This is a genomic window from Modestobacter sp. SYSU DS0657 (assembly GCF_054050925.1).
Genome location: NZ_JBJHAG010000028.1, coordinates 12,629 through 27,006, shown reverse-complemented (window position 1 = coordinate 27,006; position 14,378 = coordinate 12,629). Strand labels below are relative to the sequence as shown.

Below are 14,378 nucleotides of genomic sequence, written 5' to 3'. Positions count from 1 at the left end.
GGTCAGGGTGCGAGCTCGGCGGTGACCACCGCCGGCGTCAGGGGCTCGTCCAGCAAGCGGACGAAGCGGTCGGCCACGGGCTCGCCCGCCGGCCGCGCCGCCAGCCACCGCGCCAGCAGGTCGTAGCCCTCGACGTAGGTGGTGATGTAGGCCCGCCACAGCGGATCGGTGAGGAAGCGCAGCTGCTGGACCGCCCGGTCGGAGCTGACCAGCGCCCACCGCTGCAGGTGGTCGATCACCTCGCCGGGGTCCGCGCCCCGGTCGTGCAGCAGGATCGCGGCGTCCTGCCGCACCCGGTTCAGCGGTGCCGCGGCGGCCGCGACCCGCTCGGCCAGCTCACCGTCGAACCGCAGCCCCAGGTCGCCGAGCACCTCGGCGGACCAGGCTCCCCAGCCCTGGCCGACCGCGGCCTCCAGCCCCAGGTCGGCGAGGCCCTCGGCCATCAGGCACTCCGGGGTGTTCACCAGGAAGACCGTGTGCTCCAGGTGCGCGTCGCGCTCGACCAGGCCGCGCTCCTTGCGGCAGTGCTCGGTGTGGTGCCCGGGGTAGGACTCGTGGGCGACCAGGTGCGGCAGCTGGGCCATCCGGTGGGGCAGGTCGGCGTTGATCGCCACCCGCGACCGGTAGTCGCCCTCGTAGTAGTTGAACCCCGACCAGGGCTTGTCGGTGACCACCTCGTACCGGACCGTCTCGGCCTCGGGCAGGCCGTACCGGCCGCGCACCCGGTCCCGCAGCGCCGAGGAGAGCGCGTGGACGGCGGCCTCCAGCCGCTGCGGCGGGCACTCCTCCCGGCGGCGGTGCGCCGCGTACCGCTCGGCGAGCGTGCCGCTGCCGGGCAGCAGCTCGCCCAGCGCCTCGTGCGCAGCGGCGTACTCCGCCGGGTCGCCGAGGGCGACGTCGACCTGGAAGTAGGCGCGCACCTCGGCCAGGTAGCCGACCGGCTCCCCACCCATCTTCCGGGCCGAGCACTCCAGCCCGGTGAGCTGCCCGCGGAGGAACTCGGCGCGGGCGGTGGGCAGCGCCGCGGAGTCCAGCTCGGCCAGCAGGGCCCGGGCCTGGTCGCGCAGGCCGGCCGGGGTGGGTGCCGGCTCGTCGGCGACCTGGGCGCGCAACCGGGGGTCGCCGGTGTAGGCGTCGACGAAACCGGGCTCCAGCCGGTCGAAGCGCAACCCCAGTCGGACGTACTCGAGGGGGACGTCGAGGGCGCCGGCGGTCATGCCCGGCAGTCTCTCAGCCGCCCCGGTCAGCTCCCGAAGCGGCGGTGCCGCGCGGCGTAGGCGCGCAGCGCCCGGAGCAGGTCGACGCGGCGGAACTCCGGCCAGTAGACGTCGGTGAAGTAGAACTCCGAGTGGGCCGTCTGCCACAGCAGGAAGCCCGACATCCGCTGCTCCCCGCTGGTGCGGATCACCAGGTCCGGGTCGGGCTGGCCGCGGGTGTAGAGGTGCTCGGCGATGTGCTCCACGTCCAGCACCTCGACCAGCTCGTCCAGCGTCGTCCCGCGCGCGGCGTGCTCGGCCAGCAGCGACCGGACGGCGTCGGCGATCTCCCGCCGTCCGCCGTAGCCGACCGCCAGGTTGACCGAGGCCCCCGGCCGGTCGCGGGTGTCCTCCTCGGCCTGCTTCAGCACCGCGACGGTCTCCGCCGGCAGGAGCTCCAGCGCGCCGACCGCCCGCAGGTGCCAGCGGCGGTCCGGGCCCGCCAGGTCGCAGGCGACCCCCTCGATGATCCGCAGCAGCGGGGTCAGCTCCGGCTCCGGGCGCTGCAGGTTGTCGGTCGAGAGCAGGAAGAGGGTGACCACCTCGACGCCGGCCTCGTCGCACCAGCGCAGCAGGTCGGCGATCTTGTCCGCGCCGCGCCGGTGCCCCTCGCTGACGTCCTCCAGCCCGATGGCCCGGGCCCACCGGCGGTTGCCGTCGATGATCACCCCGACGTGGCGGGGGGTGTCCGCCCCGACCAGCCCGCGCGCCAGCCGGCGCTCGTACAGGGCGGTGAGCACGTTCCGGACCTTCGCTCGCACCCCCACGGCGCTCACCCTAGGACCCAGACCCGCCGATGGCTGGACGCACGCCGCAGACCGACAGCGAGGTCACAGGCACCTGGGGATGCCGACGGACCTACGGCTTCGTAACCTCGGCCCATGAACGCACCGCTGGACCGTCGCGAACCCGCCCGGGTGCAGACCGACGGCGCCCAGGTGGAGGGCCCGCTCGACGAGGCGCTGGACACCGTCGAACGCGAGGGCCAGGACGTCCAGGCGGTCGAGCAGGACGGCCGCTGGAGCGTCGCCGACTACGGCGACAAGGACTTCGACCACCCCGACACCCGCCCCCGGCTGCGCGGCTGGCTGCACCTGTTCGCCTTCTTCGGGTCCATCATCGCCGGCGCCGTGCTCATCCCGCTGGCGGCCGCCCAGGGCGCTCGCGCCGGCTGGCCGGTCGCGCTGTACTGCGTCACCATCCTCGGGCTGTTCGGGGTGAGCGCGCTCTACCACCGCCGTCGGTGGTCACCGCGCGGCTGGAAGCTGATGAAGCGCGCCGACCACTCGATGATCTTCGTGTTCATCGCCGGCACCTACACGCCCTTCGCCCTGCTCGCCGTCCCCGAGCCCACCGGCTGGTGGCTGCTGGCCACCGTGTGGTCCGGAGCCGCGCTGGGCGTGGCGCTGAAGGTGATCTGGCCGACCGCCCCCCGCTGGCTGGGCGTGCCGATCTACCTCGCGCTGGGCTGGGCGGCCGTGTTCGTGCTGGTCGACATCCTGCGGCTGGCCGGGGTCACCGCGCTGGTGCTGCTGATCGCCGGGGGCCTGCTCTACAGCGCCGGCGCGATCGCCTACGCGAGCAAGCGGCCCAACCCCTGGCCGGGCACCTTCGGCTACCACGAGGTCTTCCACGCGATGACGATCGTGGCCGCCCTCTGCCACTACATCGCCATGTACTTCGTGATCTACAACAGCCCGTACACCTGAGCCGCTCAGGAGAACGGCGGGCGGGAGTCCAGTCCCAGGGAGAGCTTCCCGGCGGCGCGCCAGGCCCGGGCGACGACGTCGCGGTCGGCCTCGGTGACCAGGTTGCCCATCACCCGCAGCGCCACGGTCATCAGCACCCGTGAGCGCATCCCCACCGGCCCGGCCGCCGGGAGCAGCCGGGGCACCGTGAGCAGCCCGGCCAGCCGCCGGGCGATGGAGAACGCCTCCCCGTAGTGCCGCCGCAGCGTCGCCGGCCAGGCCTGCGACCAGTCGGCCTCGCCGAACAGCTCGACCACGCTGCGCCCGGTCTCCAGGCCGTAGTCGATCCCCTCGCCGTTGAGCGGGTTGACGCAGCCGGCGGCGTCCCCGACCAGCGCCCAGTTGCGCCCGGCCACCCCGGAGACGGCACCGCCCATCGGCAGCAGCGCGCTCGCCGGCGCCCGGACGGCGCCCTCGATCTGCCACTCCTCGCGCCGCTGGTCGGTGTAGAGCTCGAGCAGGCTGCGCAGCCGGACGTCGGCCGGGCGCTTCTCGGTGGCCAGCGTGCCGACGCCGACGTTGACCTCACCGGCCTGCGCCCCCAGCGGGAACACCCAGCCGTAGCCGGACAGCAGCTCCCCCTCGGTACCGCGCAGCTCCAGGTGCGAGGAGATCCACTCGTCGTCGCTGCGGCCCGAGCGCACGTACCCCCGGGCGGCCACGCCGTAGGCGGTCTCCCGGTGCCACTCCCGGCCCAGCACCTTGCCCAGCGGGGAGCGCACCCCGTCGGCGACCACCAGCCGTCGGCAGGCGACCGTCGTCGTCGAGTCGTCGGGCCGGCGGAACACCACCGCGGCCACCCGGTCGCCGTCCCGCTCGACGCCCACCGCCCGGGCGCCGTCCACCGGGACCGCGCCGGCGTCGACGGCGACGTCGCGGATCCGGGCGTCCAGCTCGGTGCGGGGCACCGCTCCGCCGTGGTCCGGCAGCGCCCCGCCGGGCCAGGGCAGCAGGAGCTCCTGACCGAACCCGGCGGCGCGCAGGCCGCGGTTGCGACCGCGGGACCGCACCCAGTCGCCGAGCCCGAGGGAGTCCAGCTCGGCCATCGCGCGGGGCGTCAGCCCGTCGCCGCAGGTCTTGTCGCGGGGGAAGACGGCGGCGTCGGCGAGGACGACCTCGGCGCCGGACCGCGCGGCCCAGGCGGCGGCCGCCGAGCCCGCCGGCCCGGCTCCCACCACGAGGACGTCGGTCTCGGCAGGCTCCGCGGTGGTCGGCACGCCGTTCAGTGTCCCTGGTGGCGGCGGGGGCCCGGGACGAGCCCGGGATCAGGTGACCTGATCGTGCCTGCTCCTGGCTCAGCGCGGGACGTGATCCAGGAGCACGCCCGGTGAGCCAGGACGCCGACGCCTGGACTCAGCCCACCCGCGGACCGCGCGCGCGGACCTCCTCCACCGACGTCATCGCCGCCCGCAGCTCCGCCAGCCACTCGTCGGCGTGCTCGCCGACCAGCCGCACGGCCCACACCAGGGCCTCCGAGCGGGAGCGGGCCACGCCGGCGTCGACCAGGGTGTCGAGCACCAGCCGCTCGGGCTGGCGCAGCCGGGTCATCACCGGCACGGAGACGGTGGTGAAGACCTCGCGGACGTCGCCGCAGGTGGCGCCCCAGGCCACCGCGCGGCCGTAGCGGGCCTGGGCGGCGTCGGCGATCGCCATCCGCTGCTGACGGGTCTGCTCGCGGAAGCGGGCGATCCGCCCGGCGCGGGCCGCCGCCGGGTCGCCGTCCCCCGCGTCGGGTTCGGGGACGGCGCCGACCACGGTGATCTCGTCGCGGTCGATGGTCAGCTCCACGGGCCCGGTGAACCAGTCGTCGGGCAGTCGTCCGGCGAACCAGCCGGCCACCTCGGCTCGCTCGACCGGCGGCGGGGCGTCGGCGCCGCGGCCACGGGCCCGGCCACGGCCGGGGAAGCCCTCGGTTGGGAAGCGGTGGTGGTGTGCGTGCACGGTGCCCTCCTCGGGAACGACGACGCACCCGACTGTAATCGTGTAATCAAAGCTCTAGCGGACTCATCGCTGCGCTGAGAGCGGACACCTCGACCACCGGGGCGGAGCAGACGAAGCCCCGGCAGACGTAGGCCGCCGGCCGACCACCCACCACGGGGCGGCCGGACAGCAGCGGCACCCCCGGCGCGTCCGGCTCACCGGCCACCACCACGGCGCCCGGGCTGGTGGCGGCCCGCGCCGCGGCGGCCAGCGCGTCCCGCTCCGGGCCGGCCGGTCCGCTCACCGCCACCTCCAGCGGCCCGGCGAGGAGCGCCTCCCCCACCGCGGCCGCCCAGCCGGCGGCCTGCGGGGCGTGCTCCACCAACCGCGCGAGCGTCGCCACGGCCTCCTCGCCGCGGGCCCGGTGCTCGGGCGACCCGGCCAGCGCGGCGTAGGAGACCAGCGCGCCGGCGGCCGCGGCGATGCCGGCCGGGGTGGGCCCGTCAGCGGGGTCGAACGGGCGGTGCACCAACGGCTCGGCGTCGGCCGCGGTGTCGTGCCACGTACCCTCGTCGTCGACGAACTGGTCGGCGACGACGGCGAGCAGCTCCCCCGCCCAGTCCAGCCACCGCCCCTCCGCGGTGGCCGCGTGCAACGCCAGCAGCCCCTCGGCGAGGTCGCCGTAGTCCTCCAGCACCCCGGCGTGCGCGCCGGCGACGCCGTCCCGGGAGGCGCGCCGCAGTCGCCCGTCCACCCAGTGGGTGCGGTGCAGCAGCTCGGCGGCGCGGCGGGCGGCGGCCACCAGCCGATCGTCACCGGTGAGCGCCCCGTGGTCGGCCAGCGCCGCGATCGCCAGGCCGTTCCAGGCGGTGACCACCTTGTCGTCGCGCGCCGGTTGCGGGCGGGCGGCCCGGGCCGCCGTCAGCGCGGCCCGCACCCGCGCGTACCGGGCCGGGTCGTCGGGGTCGTGCCGCAGCTGCAGCGTGGAGCTGCCGTGCTCGAAGGTGCCCTCGGGGGCCACCGAGAACAGCGCGGCGGCCCACGCGCCGTCCTCCTCGCCGAGCACCTCGGTCAGCTGGGCCGGCGTCCAGACGTAGGTCAGCCCTTCGACGCCGTCGGTGTCGGCGTCCAGCGCCGAGGCGAAGCCCCCCTCGGCGGTGCCCAGGTCGCGCAGCAGGAAGGCCGCGGCCTCGTCCGCGACCCGGCGCGCCCAGTCCAGGCCGGTGGCCCGCCACAGGTGCGAGTACACCCGCAGCAGCAGGGCGTTGTCGTAGAGCATCTTCTCGAAGTGCGGCACCACCCAGCGGTCGTCGACCGAGTAGCGGGCGAACCCGCCGGCCAGCTGGTCGTGGATGCCACCGCGGGCCATCGCCTCCGCCGTGCCGACGGCCATCCGCAGGGTCTGCTCGTCACCCCGCCGGGCGTGCGCCCGCAGCAGGAACTCCAGCAGCATCGACGGCGGGAACTTCGGCGCGCCACCGAAGCCCCCGGAAGCGACGTCGTGCGCGTCGGCGAGGGTGGCGACGGCGTCGTCGAGCAGGTCGACCGACAACGGGCTGGGGTCGCCGAGGTCCAGCCGCCCGGAGATGCCGGCGACGATCTCCCCGCCCGCCCGCTCGAGCTGGTCGCGCCGCGTGGCCCACGCCTCGCTGACCGCCGAGAGCACCTGCCGGAAGGCGGGCAGCTGCGGGTGCGGCCGGGGCGGGAAGTAGGTGCCGCAGTAGAACGGGGCGCCGTCCGGGGTGGTGAAGACGGTCATCGGCCACCCGCCGGACCCGGTGAGCGCCTGCGTGGCGGCCATGTAGACGCTGTCGACGTCCGGCCGCTCCTCGCGGTCGACCTTCACGCAGACGAAACCGGCGTTCATCTGCGCCGCGGTCGCCGGGTCCTCGAACGACTCGTGGGCCATGACGTGGCACCAGTGGCAGGCCGCGTAGCCCACCGAGACGAGCACCGGGACCCCGCGTTCGCGCGCCTCGGCGAACGCCTCGGGCCCCCACTCGCGCCAATCGACGGGGTTGTCGGCGTGCTGGAGCAGGTACGGCGAGGTGGCGGAGGCCAGTCGGTTCGGCACCCCGTGGTCCTACCCGCTCCGCTCCCGCGACGCGCACGGTGCCCGGACATGACGATCCGGTGTCCTGCGGTTGGTGCGCCGCCGGACGGCGCACCCCCCAGGGACCGACGGAGGAGGTCGACGATGACACGCACCCGGGTGCGCGGCGCACTGGTGGCGGCCGCGACGACGCTGACGGTGCTGGGCGCCCCGCTGTCCGCATCCGCGGCTCCGGAGCCCTGGTGCGGGCTGTACTGGGGGTCGCTGCCCGAGGCCACGGCCGACCCGGAGCGCGCCACCGGACAGGTCGCCGACGTCCGGGCGGGCCGGCACCCCTGCTTCGACCGGCTGGTCGTCGACCTGCAGGAGGGCGGCGCGGCCGGCTACGACGTTCGCTACGTCGACCAGGTCGGCGCCCAGGGCTCCGGCGCGCCGGTGCCGGTCGACGGGGGCGCCGTCCTGCAGGTCGTCGTCCGGGCGCCGGCCTACGACGGGTTCCGCGGCGCGACCTACCTCCCGGACGACCCGGCCCGGGTCGTCGACCTCCGGAGTGCACGCACGCTGGAGCAGGTCGCCTGGGCGGGCTCCTTCGAGGGCCAGACGTCACTGGCCGTCGGCACCCGCGCCCGCCTGCCCTTCCGGGTCTTCGTGCTCGACGGCGCCCCGGGGTCACCCGACGGCGTCCGGCTGGTCGTGGACGTCGCGCACCGCTGGTGAGGCGCCGTCCCCGGCGGGGAGCCGCTCGGCCGCGCTCGGGCCGTGGCTCCCTCGTCGGGCTCGCGTTCCTTGCGTCGCAGCAGCCAGGCGGTGCCGCCGAGCAGGACGACGAGCACGCCGTCCGGGTCAGCCCCGGTCGGCGTCCCGGGGTGGCTCGATGGCCCGCGGGGCACGCCGCAGGGTGTCCAGCAGCTCCTCCCCGGGAGCCTGCGCCGGCCGCTCGTCGACGAGCCCGGCGGGGCTGTCGGGCACCTGGTCGGCCGGGTCGAAGCTCGTCGGCAGCCGCTTGAGGTGCCGGGTCATCGACCGGACGAGGAAGATGATCGCGATCAGCAGGACGACGATCAGCAGCAGACCCAGCGGGCCGGACTTGCCGACGTCCTCGGGCAGCTGCGTCGGAGACTGGTCGACGAAGGCGAGGACCTCCACGAGCGCACCGGTCACGCGGCACGCTCCGAGGTGCGCACGCCGGCGAACAGGTCGTCCTCGGGCAGCGGGGAGTCGACCAGCGAGCGGGCCAGCTCGTAGTCCTCGGTGGGCCAGGTGTCGGTCTGCACGTCCAGCGGGACGGAGAACCAGCGCCCGGTCGGGTCGATCTGCGTGGCGTGGGCGATCAGCGCGGCGTCCCGGACCGGGAAGTACTCCGCGCACGGCACCCGGGTGGTGACCCGGTGGGACATGTCCCGGCTCTCGTCCCAGGTCTCCAGCCACTCCGTGTAGGGCGACTCCGCGCCGGTGGCGAGCATCGCCTCGTGCAGCGCCTTGTACCGGGGCAGCGTGAAGCTCATGTGGTAGTAGAGCTTGCTCGGCTGCCACGGCTCGCCCAGCTCGGGGTAGCGGTCCGGGTCGCCGGCGGCCTCGAAGGCGTGCACCGAGATCTCGTGGGTCTTGATGTGGTCGGGGTGCGGGTACCCGCCGCGCTCGTCGTAGGTGGTGATCACCTGCGGCTTGAACCGGCGGATCAGCGCCACCAGCGGGGCGGCGGCCTCCTCGGTCGGCACCAGCGCGAAGCAGCCCTCCGGCAGCGGCGGCAGCGGGTCGCCCTCGGGCAGGCCGGAGTCGACGAAGCCGAGGAACTCCTGCTCGACCCCGAGGATCTCCCGCGCCCGGGCCATCTCCTCCATCCGGAGCTCGGTCATCCGCTCCCACACCTCGGGGCGGTCCATCGCGGGGTTGAGGACCGAGCCGCGCTCCCCCCCGGTGCAGGTGGCCACCATGACGCGGACCCCCTCGGCGACGTACTTGGCCATGGTCGCGGCGCCCTTGCTCGACTCGTCGTCAGGATGGGCGTGCACCGCGAGGAGGCGCAGCTGATCCGGTTCGCTCACGCCGACCATCATCCCCCGTCGGCGCGCGTCGTCACGCGCCCCCCCGGCCTCAGGACCGTGCGTGCGGTCACGTTTCGGTGTTACGTTGCTCGGATTGACCGCACGGTGGCCCCCTGACCGGGGGTCGCATCACGAGCACCGGGAGTCATCCTTGTCCACCCCGACCGACGAGCAGGACCAGGGCGTCTGGCTGACGCAGGAGGCCCACGACCGGCTGCGCGCCGAGCTCGATGAGCTGGTGGCGAACCGTCCGGCCATGGCCAAGGAGATCAACGACCGCCGCGAAGAGGGCGACCTCAAGGAGAACGGCGGTTACCACGCGGCCCGCGAGGAGCAGGGCAAGCAGGAGGGCCGGATCCGCCAGCTCACCGACCTGCTGCGCAAGGCCCGGGTCGGCGAGCCGCCCACGACGGTCACGAAGGCCGCCGTCGGCACCGTGATCACCATCGCCTTCGACGGCGACGAGGACGACACCGAGAAGTTCCTGCTGGGCTCGCGCGAGATCGCCGGCACCACGGAGCTGACCGTCTACTCCCCCGAGTCCGCGCTCGGCTCGGCCATCGTGGGCGCGGAGCCCGGGGCGACGGTCACCTACACCGCGCCGAACGGCAAGGACATCTCCGTGAAGGTCCTGGCCGTCGAGCCCTTCGTGCCCTGACCCAGCGGTGACCAGCACGGTGGACGACGGTCGCGCGCGGTCACGACGGGCGGAGAACACCTCGTTCGTCTGCGTGCACTGCTCGACCCCGGTGCCGGCCAACTCCGACGGGCACTACCGCAACCACTGCCCGTGGTGCCTGTGGTCGCTGCACGTCGACGACAAGCCCGGCGACCGCGCGAGCGAGTGCCGGGCGCCGATGGAGCCGGTCGGCCTGGTGGAGAAGTCCGGGAAGGGCTGGCAGGTGGTGCACCGCTGCACGGCGTGCGGCCACCACCAGCCCAACCGGCTGGTCCGGGACGGTGCGGCCCCCGACGACCTGGACCTGGTGCTCTCGCTCCCCTGGCTCTGACGCCGCGGTCCTGCCGGATCGCACCGCGGCCAGGGGCCGGTGCCGGCCCGGCTTCCCACGCTCTCCGCCTGCATCCCCCGCGCTGCGGCGCGAGGGATGCACCTGACGAGCGTGGGAAGGGCCCGGCCAGAGGAGCCCCGCGGGCGTCGCCCGCGGGGCTCCTCGAGTCCGCTCAGGCCGTGACGAGACCGCGGCGGCGGAGCAGCGGGCCGGTGTCGGCGTCCCGGCCGCGGACGGCGCGGAAGGCGCCCAGCGGGTCGACGGAGCCGCCGCGGGAGAGCAGCCGGTCACGGAAGACGTCGCCGTTCTCCCGGCGCAGTCCGCCGTTCTCCTTGAACCACTCCACGGTGTCGGCGTCGAGCACCTCCGACCAGATGTAGGAGTAGTAGCCGGCCGAGTAGCCGCCGGCGAAGACGTGCTGGAAGTACGTCGTCCGGTAGCGCGGCGGCACCAGGTCGGAAGCCACCCCGGCCTCGGCCAACGCCCGTGCCTCGAACGCCTGCGGGTCGCTGACGTCGGTGTCCGGGGTGATCCGGTGCCAGGCCTGGTCGAGCAGGGTGGCGGCCAGGTACTCCAGCGTCGCGAACCCCTCGCCCCACAGCGCCGCGGCCTCGAGCGCGTCGACGACCTCCTGGCCCAGCGGCTCACCGGTCTCGACGTGCCGGGCGTAGTGCGCCAGCACCTCGGGCCACAGCGCCCACATCTCGTTGACCTGGCTGGGGTACTCCACGAAGTCCCGCGGCACGCTGGTGCCGGAGAACCGGGGGTAGGTGACGTCGGAGAACAGCCCGTGCAGCGCGTGGCCGAACTCGTGGAAGAGGGTGTTCACCTCGTCCAGCGTCAGGAGCGTGGGCTCGCCGGCCGCGGGCTTGGTGACGTTGAGGTTGTTGAACACCACCGGGCTCGCGCCCAGCAGCCGGGACTGGCTGACGAAGGCGCTCATCCAGGCGCCGCCGCGCTTGCCTTCACGGGCGTAGAAGTCGCCCAGGTACAGGCCGACCGGCTGCCCGTCGACGCCGAAGACCTCCCACACCCGGGTGTCGGGGTGGTAGCCGATCAGGTCCGGGCGCGGGGAGAAGGTGTAGCCGTAGACCAGCTCGGCGGCCCGGAAGACCCCGTCGACGAGCACGCGGTCGAGCTCGAACCACGGCCGCAGCGCGGCGCTGTCGACGGCGTAGCGCTCGGCGCGGACCCGCTCGGAGTAGAACGCCCAGTCCCAGGCGGCGAGCTCGATGCCGTCGGCGGCGGCGAGCTCGGCGAGCACCGCGGCCTCGGCGTGCGCGTTGGCCACGGCGGGGGTGACCAGCTCACCGAGCAGGGCGTCGACCGCGGCGGAGGTCCGTGCGGTCTGGTCCGCGGCGACCAGGTCGGCGTGGGTGTCGAAGCCGAGCAGCCGGGCACGCACGGCGCGCACGGTGGCGATCTCGGCGGCGACCGGGCCGTTGTCATGCTCGCCGGCCGACGCCCGGGTGACCGAGGCCTCGTACAGCCGGCGCCGGAGCTCCCGGTTCCGCAGCCGGGCGAGCGCGGGCTGACCGCTGGGGAGGACCAGGGTGAGCAGGTACGCCCCCTCGTGGCCGCGCTCGGCGGCGGCGCCGGCCGCCGCGGCGACCTGTGCCGGGGAGAGCCCGTCGAGCTCGGCCGGGTCGGTGACCAGCACGGCGGCGGCCGCCGTGGCCAGCTGCAGGTTCTGGTCGAAGCGGGTGTTGAGCCCGGCGAGCCGCTGGTTGAGCTCGCGCAGCTGGTCGCGGCCGGCGTCGTCGAGGGCGGCGCCGGAGAGGACGAAGTCGAGGTGGTACCGCTCGACCAGCCGCAGCGCCTCGGCGTCGAGACCCGCCTCGTGACGGCGGGCGTGCACGGCGTCCACCCGGGCGAACAGCGCCGGATCGAGCCGGAGCGCGTCGGCGTGCGCCGCGGCGAGCGGGGCGATCTCCCGCTCCACCTCGCGGACCCGGTCGGAGGAGACGGCCGAGGTCAGGTTGGAGAACACCCGCTCAGCGCGGTCGAGCAGCTGCCCGGACCGCTCCAGCGCCACGACGGTGTTGTCGAAGGTGGGCTCGGCCGGGTCGGCGACGATCGCCGCGACCTCCGCCCGCTGCTCGGCCATCCCGGCCAGCAGCGCCTCCCGCACCTGGTCGACGGTCAGGTCGGCGAACGGCGGCAGCTGGTAGGGCAGCGGGGACGGCGCCGCCAGCGGGTGCGACTCGGGCAGGGGTGCGGGGGCCGGCGAGGTGGCCGGGTCAACGGTGTTCATCACCGACCATCCTCGCCCTGCCCGCCGCACCCCCGCCCGCCGGCCCCGGCCTCCCTGCAGCGGCCCGCCGCGAGCTTGCGAGCGGCGGGAGGCAGGGAGGCCCTTGCTCAGCGGGTGGAGGTGCGCAGGTACTGCCGCACGGCCAGCGGGACGAACACCGCCAGCAGCACGACCATCCAGATGACCGTGTAGAGCACCGGGTTCTCCAGCGACCAGGCCTCGGTGGCCGGGAAGCCCGGGACGGAGTTGCCGAACAGCTCGCGGGAGGCCTGCACCACGGCGGAGACCGGGTTCCACTCGGCGATCGGGCGGAGCACCGAGGGGAAGGCCTCCAGCGGCACGAAGGTGATCGCCACGAACGTCGCCGGGAAGATCACGATGAAGCTGGCGTTGTTGACGACCTCGGGGGTGCGGACCAGCAGCCCGACCAGCGCCATCACCCAACTGACCGCGAAGGCGAACAGCAGGAGCACCAGGAAGCCGGCGATCGCCTCCCCCACCGAGGTGTTGATCCGCCAGCCGACCACGAGGCCGGTCAGCGCCATCACCGCGATCGAGATGGCGTTCAGCCCCAGGTCGGCGACGGTGCGGCCGATGAGCACCGCCGAGCGGGACATCGGCAGCGAGCGGAACCGGTCGATCAGCCCCTTCTGCAGGTCCTCGGCGATGCTCGCGCCGGTGACCGTGGCACCGAACACCACCGTCTGGGCGAAGATCCCGGGCAGCAGGAACTCCGCGTAGCTGATCTCCGAGGGCAGGCTGCCCCCGATCGCGCCGCCGAAGACGTAGCGGAACAGCAGCACGAACATGATCGGCGACAGCGTCGCGAAGACGATCAGGTCGGGCACCCGCTTGACCTTGATCAGGTTGCGCTTGGTGATCGTCCAGCTGTCGGAGGCGGTCGCGGCCAGGGCGCTCATCGGGTTGCTCCTCCGCTGCGGGCCAGCGGGCGCTCGCCGTCGGCCTCGGTCGGGTCGGCGGGCCGCGCGTCGTCCTCGGCGGCGTGCCCGGTCAGGGTCAGGAAGACGTCGTCCAGGTCGGGGCGGCGCAGCCCGACGTCGAGCACCCGGACGGCGGCGGCGTCGAGCCGGCGCAGCGCCTCGGCGAGGGTGCCGGTGCCGCCGGTGACCGGCACGGTGAGCCGGCGGGTCTGCGGGTCGCGGTGCAGCTCGCCGGCGGCCAGCGGGGTGAGGCAGTCGGCGGCGGTGTCCAGCTGCTCGGCCGCGGCGACGGTGAGCTCCAGCCGCTCGCCGCCCACCTGCGCCTTCAGCTCGTCGGCCGTGCCGCGGGCGATCACCTGCCCCCGGTCGATGACCACCATCCGGTCGGCGAGCCGGTCGGCCTCCTCCAGGTACTGCGTGGTGAGCAGGATGGTCGTGCCCTCACCGACCAGGTCGCCGATGAACTCCCACATGCCCAGCCGGCTGCGCGGGTCGAGCCCGGTGGTCGGCTCGTCGAGGAAGAGCACCTTCGGCCGGGCGATCAGCGAGGCCGCGATGTCCAGCCGGCGGCGCATGCCCCCGGAGTAGGTCTTCGCCGGGCGGTTCGCCGCGTCGGTCAGGTCGAACCGCTCCAGCAGCTGGCCGGCGCGCGACCGGGCCTCCCGGCCGCCGAGCCGGTAGAGCCGGCCCACCATCTCCAGGTTCTCCCGCCCGGTGAGGTACTCGTCGACCGCGGCGTACTGACCGGTCAGGCCGATGGTGGCGCGGACCTGGTCGGCCTGGGTCGCGACGTCGAGCCCGGCCACCTCCGCGCGGCCGCCGTCGGGGCGCAGCAGCGTGCTCAACACCCGGACGACGGTGGTCTTGCCGGCCCCGTTGGGCCCGAGCAGCCCGAGGACGGTGCCCTCGGACACGGTGAGGTCGACCCCACCGAGCGCAGTGTGCTCGCCGAACCGCTTGACGAGCCCCTCGACCACGATGGCGTTGCTCATGCCCGCGACCGTAGGGCGGGCGTACGACAGATCCGATCGGTTTTCGCTCCGGGCTCAGCGACGTGCACGGTTGTCCCTCCAGACGACGGCGGTCCGTGACGGACCGCGTCGACGGCCCACCGGGTCGGACCGGGGCCGTCCGCGGAACTCATCGGTGCC

At 74.7% G+C, this 14,378-nt stretch carries 14 protein-coding genes; 4 read left to right on the top strand and 10 right to left on the bottom strand.

All coding sequences use genetic code 11. The features are described from left to right. Positions 1-2 precede the first annotated feature (2 nt). Positions 3-1,217: a DUF885 domain-containing protein gene (locus tag ACI79A_RS16130; protein ID WP_457084765.1), complete on the bottom strand. Its 1,215-nt coding sequence runs from the start codon at positions 1,215-1,217 to the stop codon at positions 3-5. Between the two features lie 26 nt (positions 1,218-1,243). After that, the gene (locus tag ACI79A_RS16125; RefSeq protein WP_457084764.1) at positions 1,244-2,023 is read right to left on the bottom strand and encodes an isoprenyl transferase; all 780 of its coding nucleotides are present in this window, start codon (positions 2,021-2,023) and stop codon (positions 1,244-1,246) included. 114 nt (positions 2,024-2,137) lie between these two features. Between ACI79A_RS16125 and trhA the strand changes: the two genes are divergently transcribed. Further along, positions 2,138-2,965: a PAQR family membrane homeostasis protein TrhA gene (gene trhA, locus ACI79A_RS16120; RefSeq protein WP_457084763.1), complete on the top strand. Its 828-nt coding sequence runs from the start codon at positions 2,138-2,140 to the stop codon at positions 2,963-2,965. Positions 2,966-2,970: 5 nt separating this feature from the next. On the opposite strand, the gene ACI79A_RS16115 is transcribed toward trhA, so the two are convergent. From ACI79A_RS16115 to ACI79A_RS16105, 3 genes are all read right to left on the bottom strand, one after another. Beyond that, entirely contained in the window at positions 2,971-4,221 is a 1,251-nt protein-coding gene (locus ACI79A_RS16115) for a geranylgeranyl reductase family protein (protein ID WP_457084762.1), read from the bottom strand. A 136-nt stretch (positions 4,222-4,357) separates the two neighbouring features. Beyond that, a complete protein-coding gene (locus tag ACI79A_RS16110; protein WP_457084761.1) occupies positions 4,358-4,945 on the bottom strand; it encodes a hypothetical protein in 588 nt (195 codons plus the stop codon). A gap of 46 nt (positions 4,946-4,991) precedes the next feature. Then, positions 4,992-6,998, bottom strand: a complete 2,007-nt coding sequence (locus ACI79A_RS16105; RefSeq protein WP_457084760.1) for a thioredoxin domain-containing protein — start codon at positions 6,996-6,998, stop codon at positions 4,992-4,994. A gap of 123 nt (positions 6,999-7,121) precedes the next feature. On the opposite strand from ACI79A_RS16105, the gene ACI79A_RS16100 reads away from it, so the two are divergent. Then, on the top strand, positions 7,122-7,694 hold the full coding sequence (locus ACI79A_RS16100) for an AMIN-like domain-containing (lipo)protein (protein WP_457084759.1): 573 nt from the start codon (positions 7,122-7,124) through the stop codon (positions 7,692-7,694). 126 nt (positions 7,695-7,820) lie between these two features. Here ACI79A_RS16100 and ACI79A_RS16095 read toward each other — a convergent pair whose 3' ends face one another. Together ACI79A_RS16095 and mca are read right to left on the bottom strand one after the other, a co-directional pair. After that, positions 7,821-8,138 carry a hypothetical protein gene (locus ACI79A_RS16095; protein ID WP_457084758.1) on the bottom strand — a complete coding sequence of 106 codons (318 nt, stop codon included), beginning with the start codon at positions 8,136-8,138 and terminating at the stop codon, positions 7,821-7,823. Further along, positions 8,135-9,022 (bottom strand): mycothiol conjugate amidase Mca, encoded by an 888-nt coding sequence (gene mca, locus ACI79A_RS16090; RefSeq protein WP_457084757.1) that lies wholly within the window; start codon positions 9,020-9,022, stop codon positions 8,135-8,137. Before mca ends, ACI79A_RS16095 begins: the two co-directional genes overlap by 4 nt. A gap of 151 nt (positions 9,023-9,173) precedes the next feature. Between mca and greA the strand changes: the two genes are divergently transcribed. Both greA and ACI79A_RS16080 read left to right on the top strand, forming a co-directional pair. Next, complete coding sequence (gene greA, locus ACI79A_RS16085) at positions 9,174-9,680, top strand: transcription elongation factor GreA (RefSeq protein ID WP_457084756.1); 507 nt, start codon at positions 9,174-9,176, stop codon at positions 9,678-9,680. 7 nt (positions 9,681-9,687) lie between these two features. Continuing rightward, the gene (locus ACI79A_RS16080) at positions 9,688-10,032 is read left to right on the top strand and encodes an RNHCP domain-containing protein (RefSeq protein ID WP_457084755.1); all 345 of its coding nucleotides are present in this window, start codon (positions 9,688-9,690) and stop codon (positions 10,030-10,032) included. Positions 10,033-10,204: 172 nt separating this feature from the next. Here the strand turns inward: ACI79A_RS16080 and ACI79A_RS16075 are convergent, their stop codons facing one another. From ACI79A_RS16075 to ACI79A_RS16065, 3 genes are all read right to left on the bottom strand, one after another. Continuing rightward, on the bottom strand, positions 10,205-12,286 hold the full coding sequence (locus ACI79A_RS16075; RefSeq protein ID WP_457084754.1) for a M3 family metallopeptidase: 2,082 nt from the start codon (positions 12,284-12,286) through the stop codon (positions 10,205-10,207). A 107-nt stretch (positions 12,287-12,393) separates the two neighbouring features. Beyond that, a complete protein-coding gene (locus ACI79A_RS16070) occupies positions 12,394-13,206 on the bottom strand; it encodes an ABC transporter permease (protein WP_457084753.1) in 813 nt (270 codons plus the stop codon). Then, positions 13,203-14,219 carry an ATP-binding cassette domain-containing protein gene (locus tag ACI79A_RS16065; RefSeq protein WP_457084752.1) on the bottom strand — a complete coding sequence of 339 codons (1,017 nt, stop codon included), beginning with the start codon at positions 14,217-14,219 and terminating at the stop codon, positions 13,203-13,205. Before ACI79A_RS16065 ends, ACI79A_RS16070 begins: the two co-directional genes overlap by 4 nt. Positions 14,220-14,378: the final 159 nt, after the last annotated feature.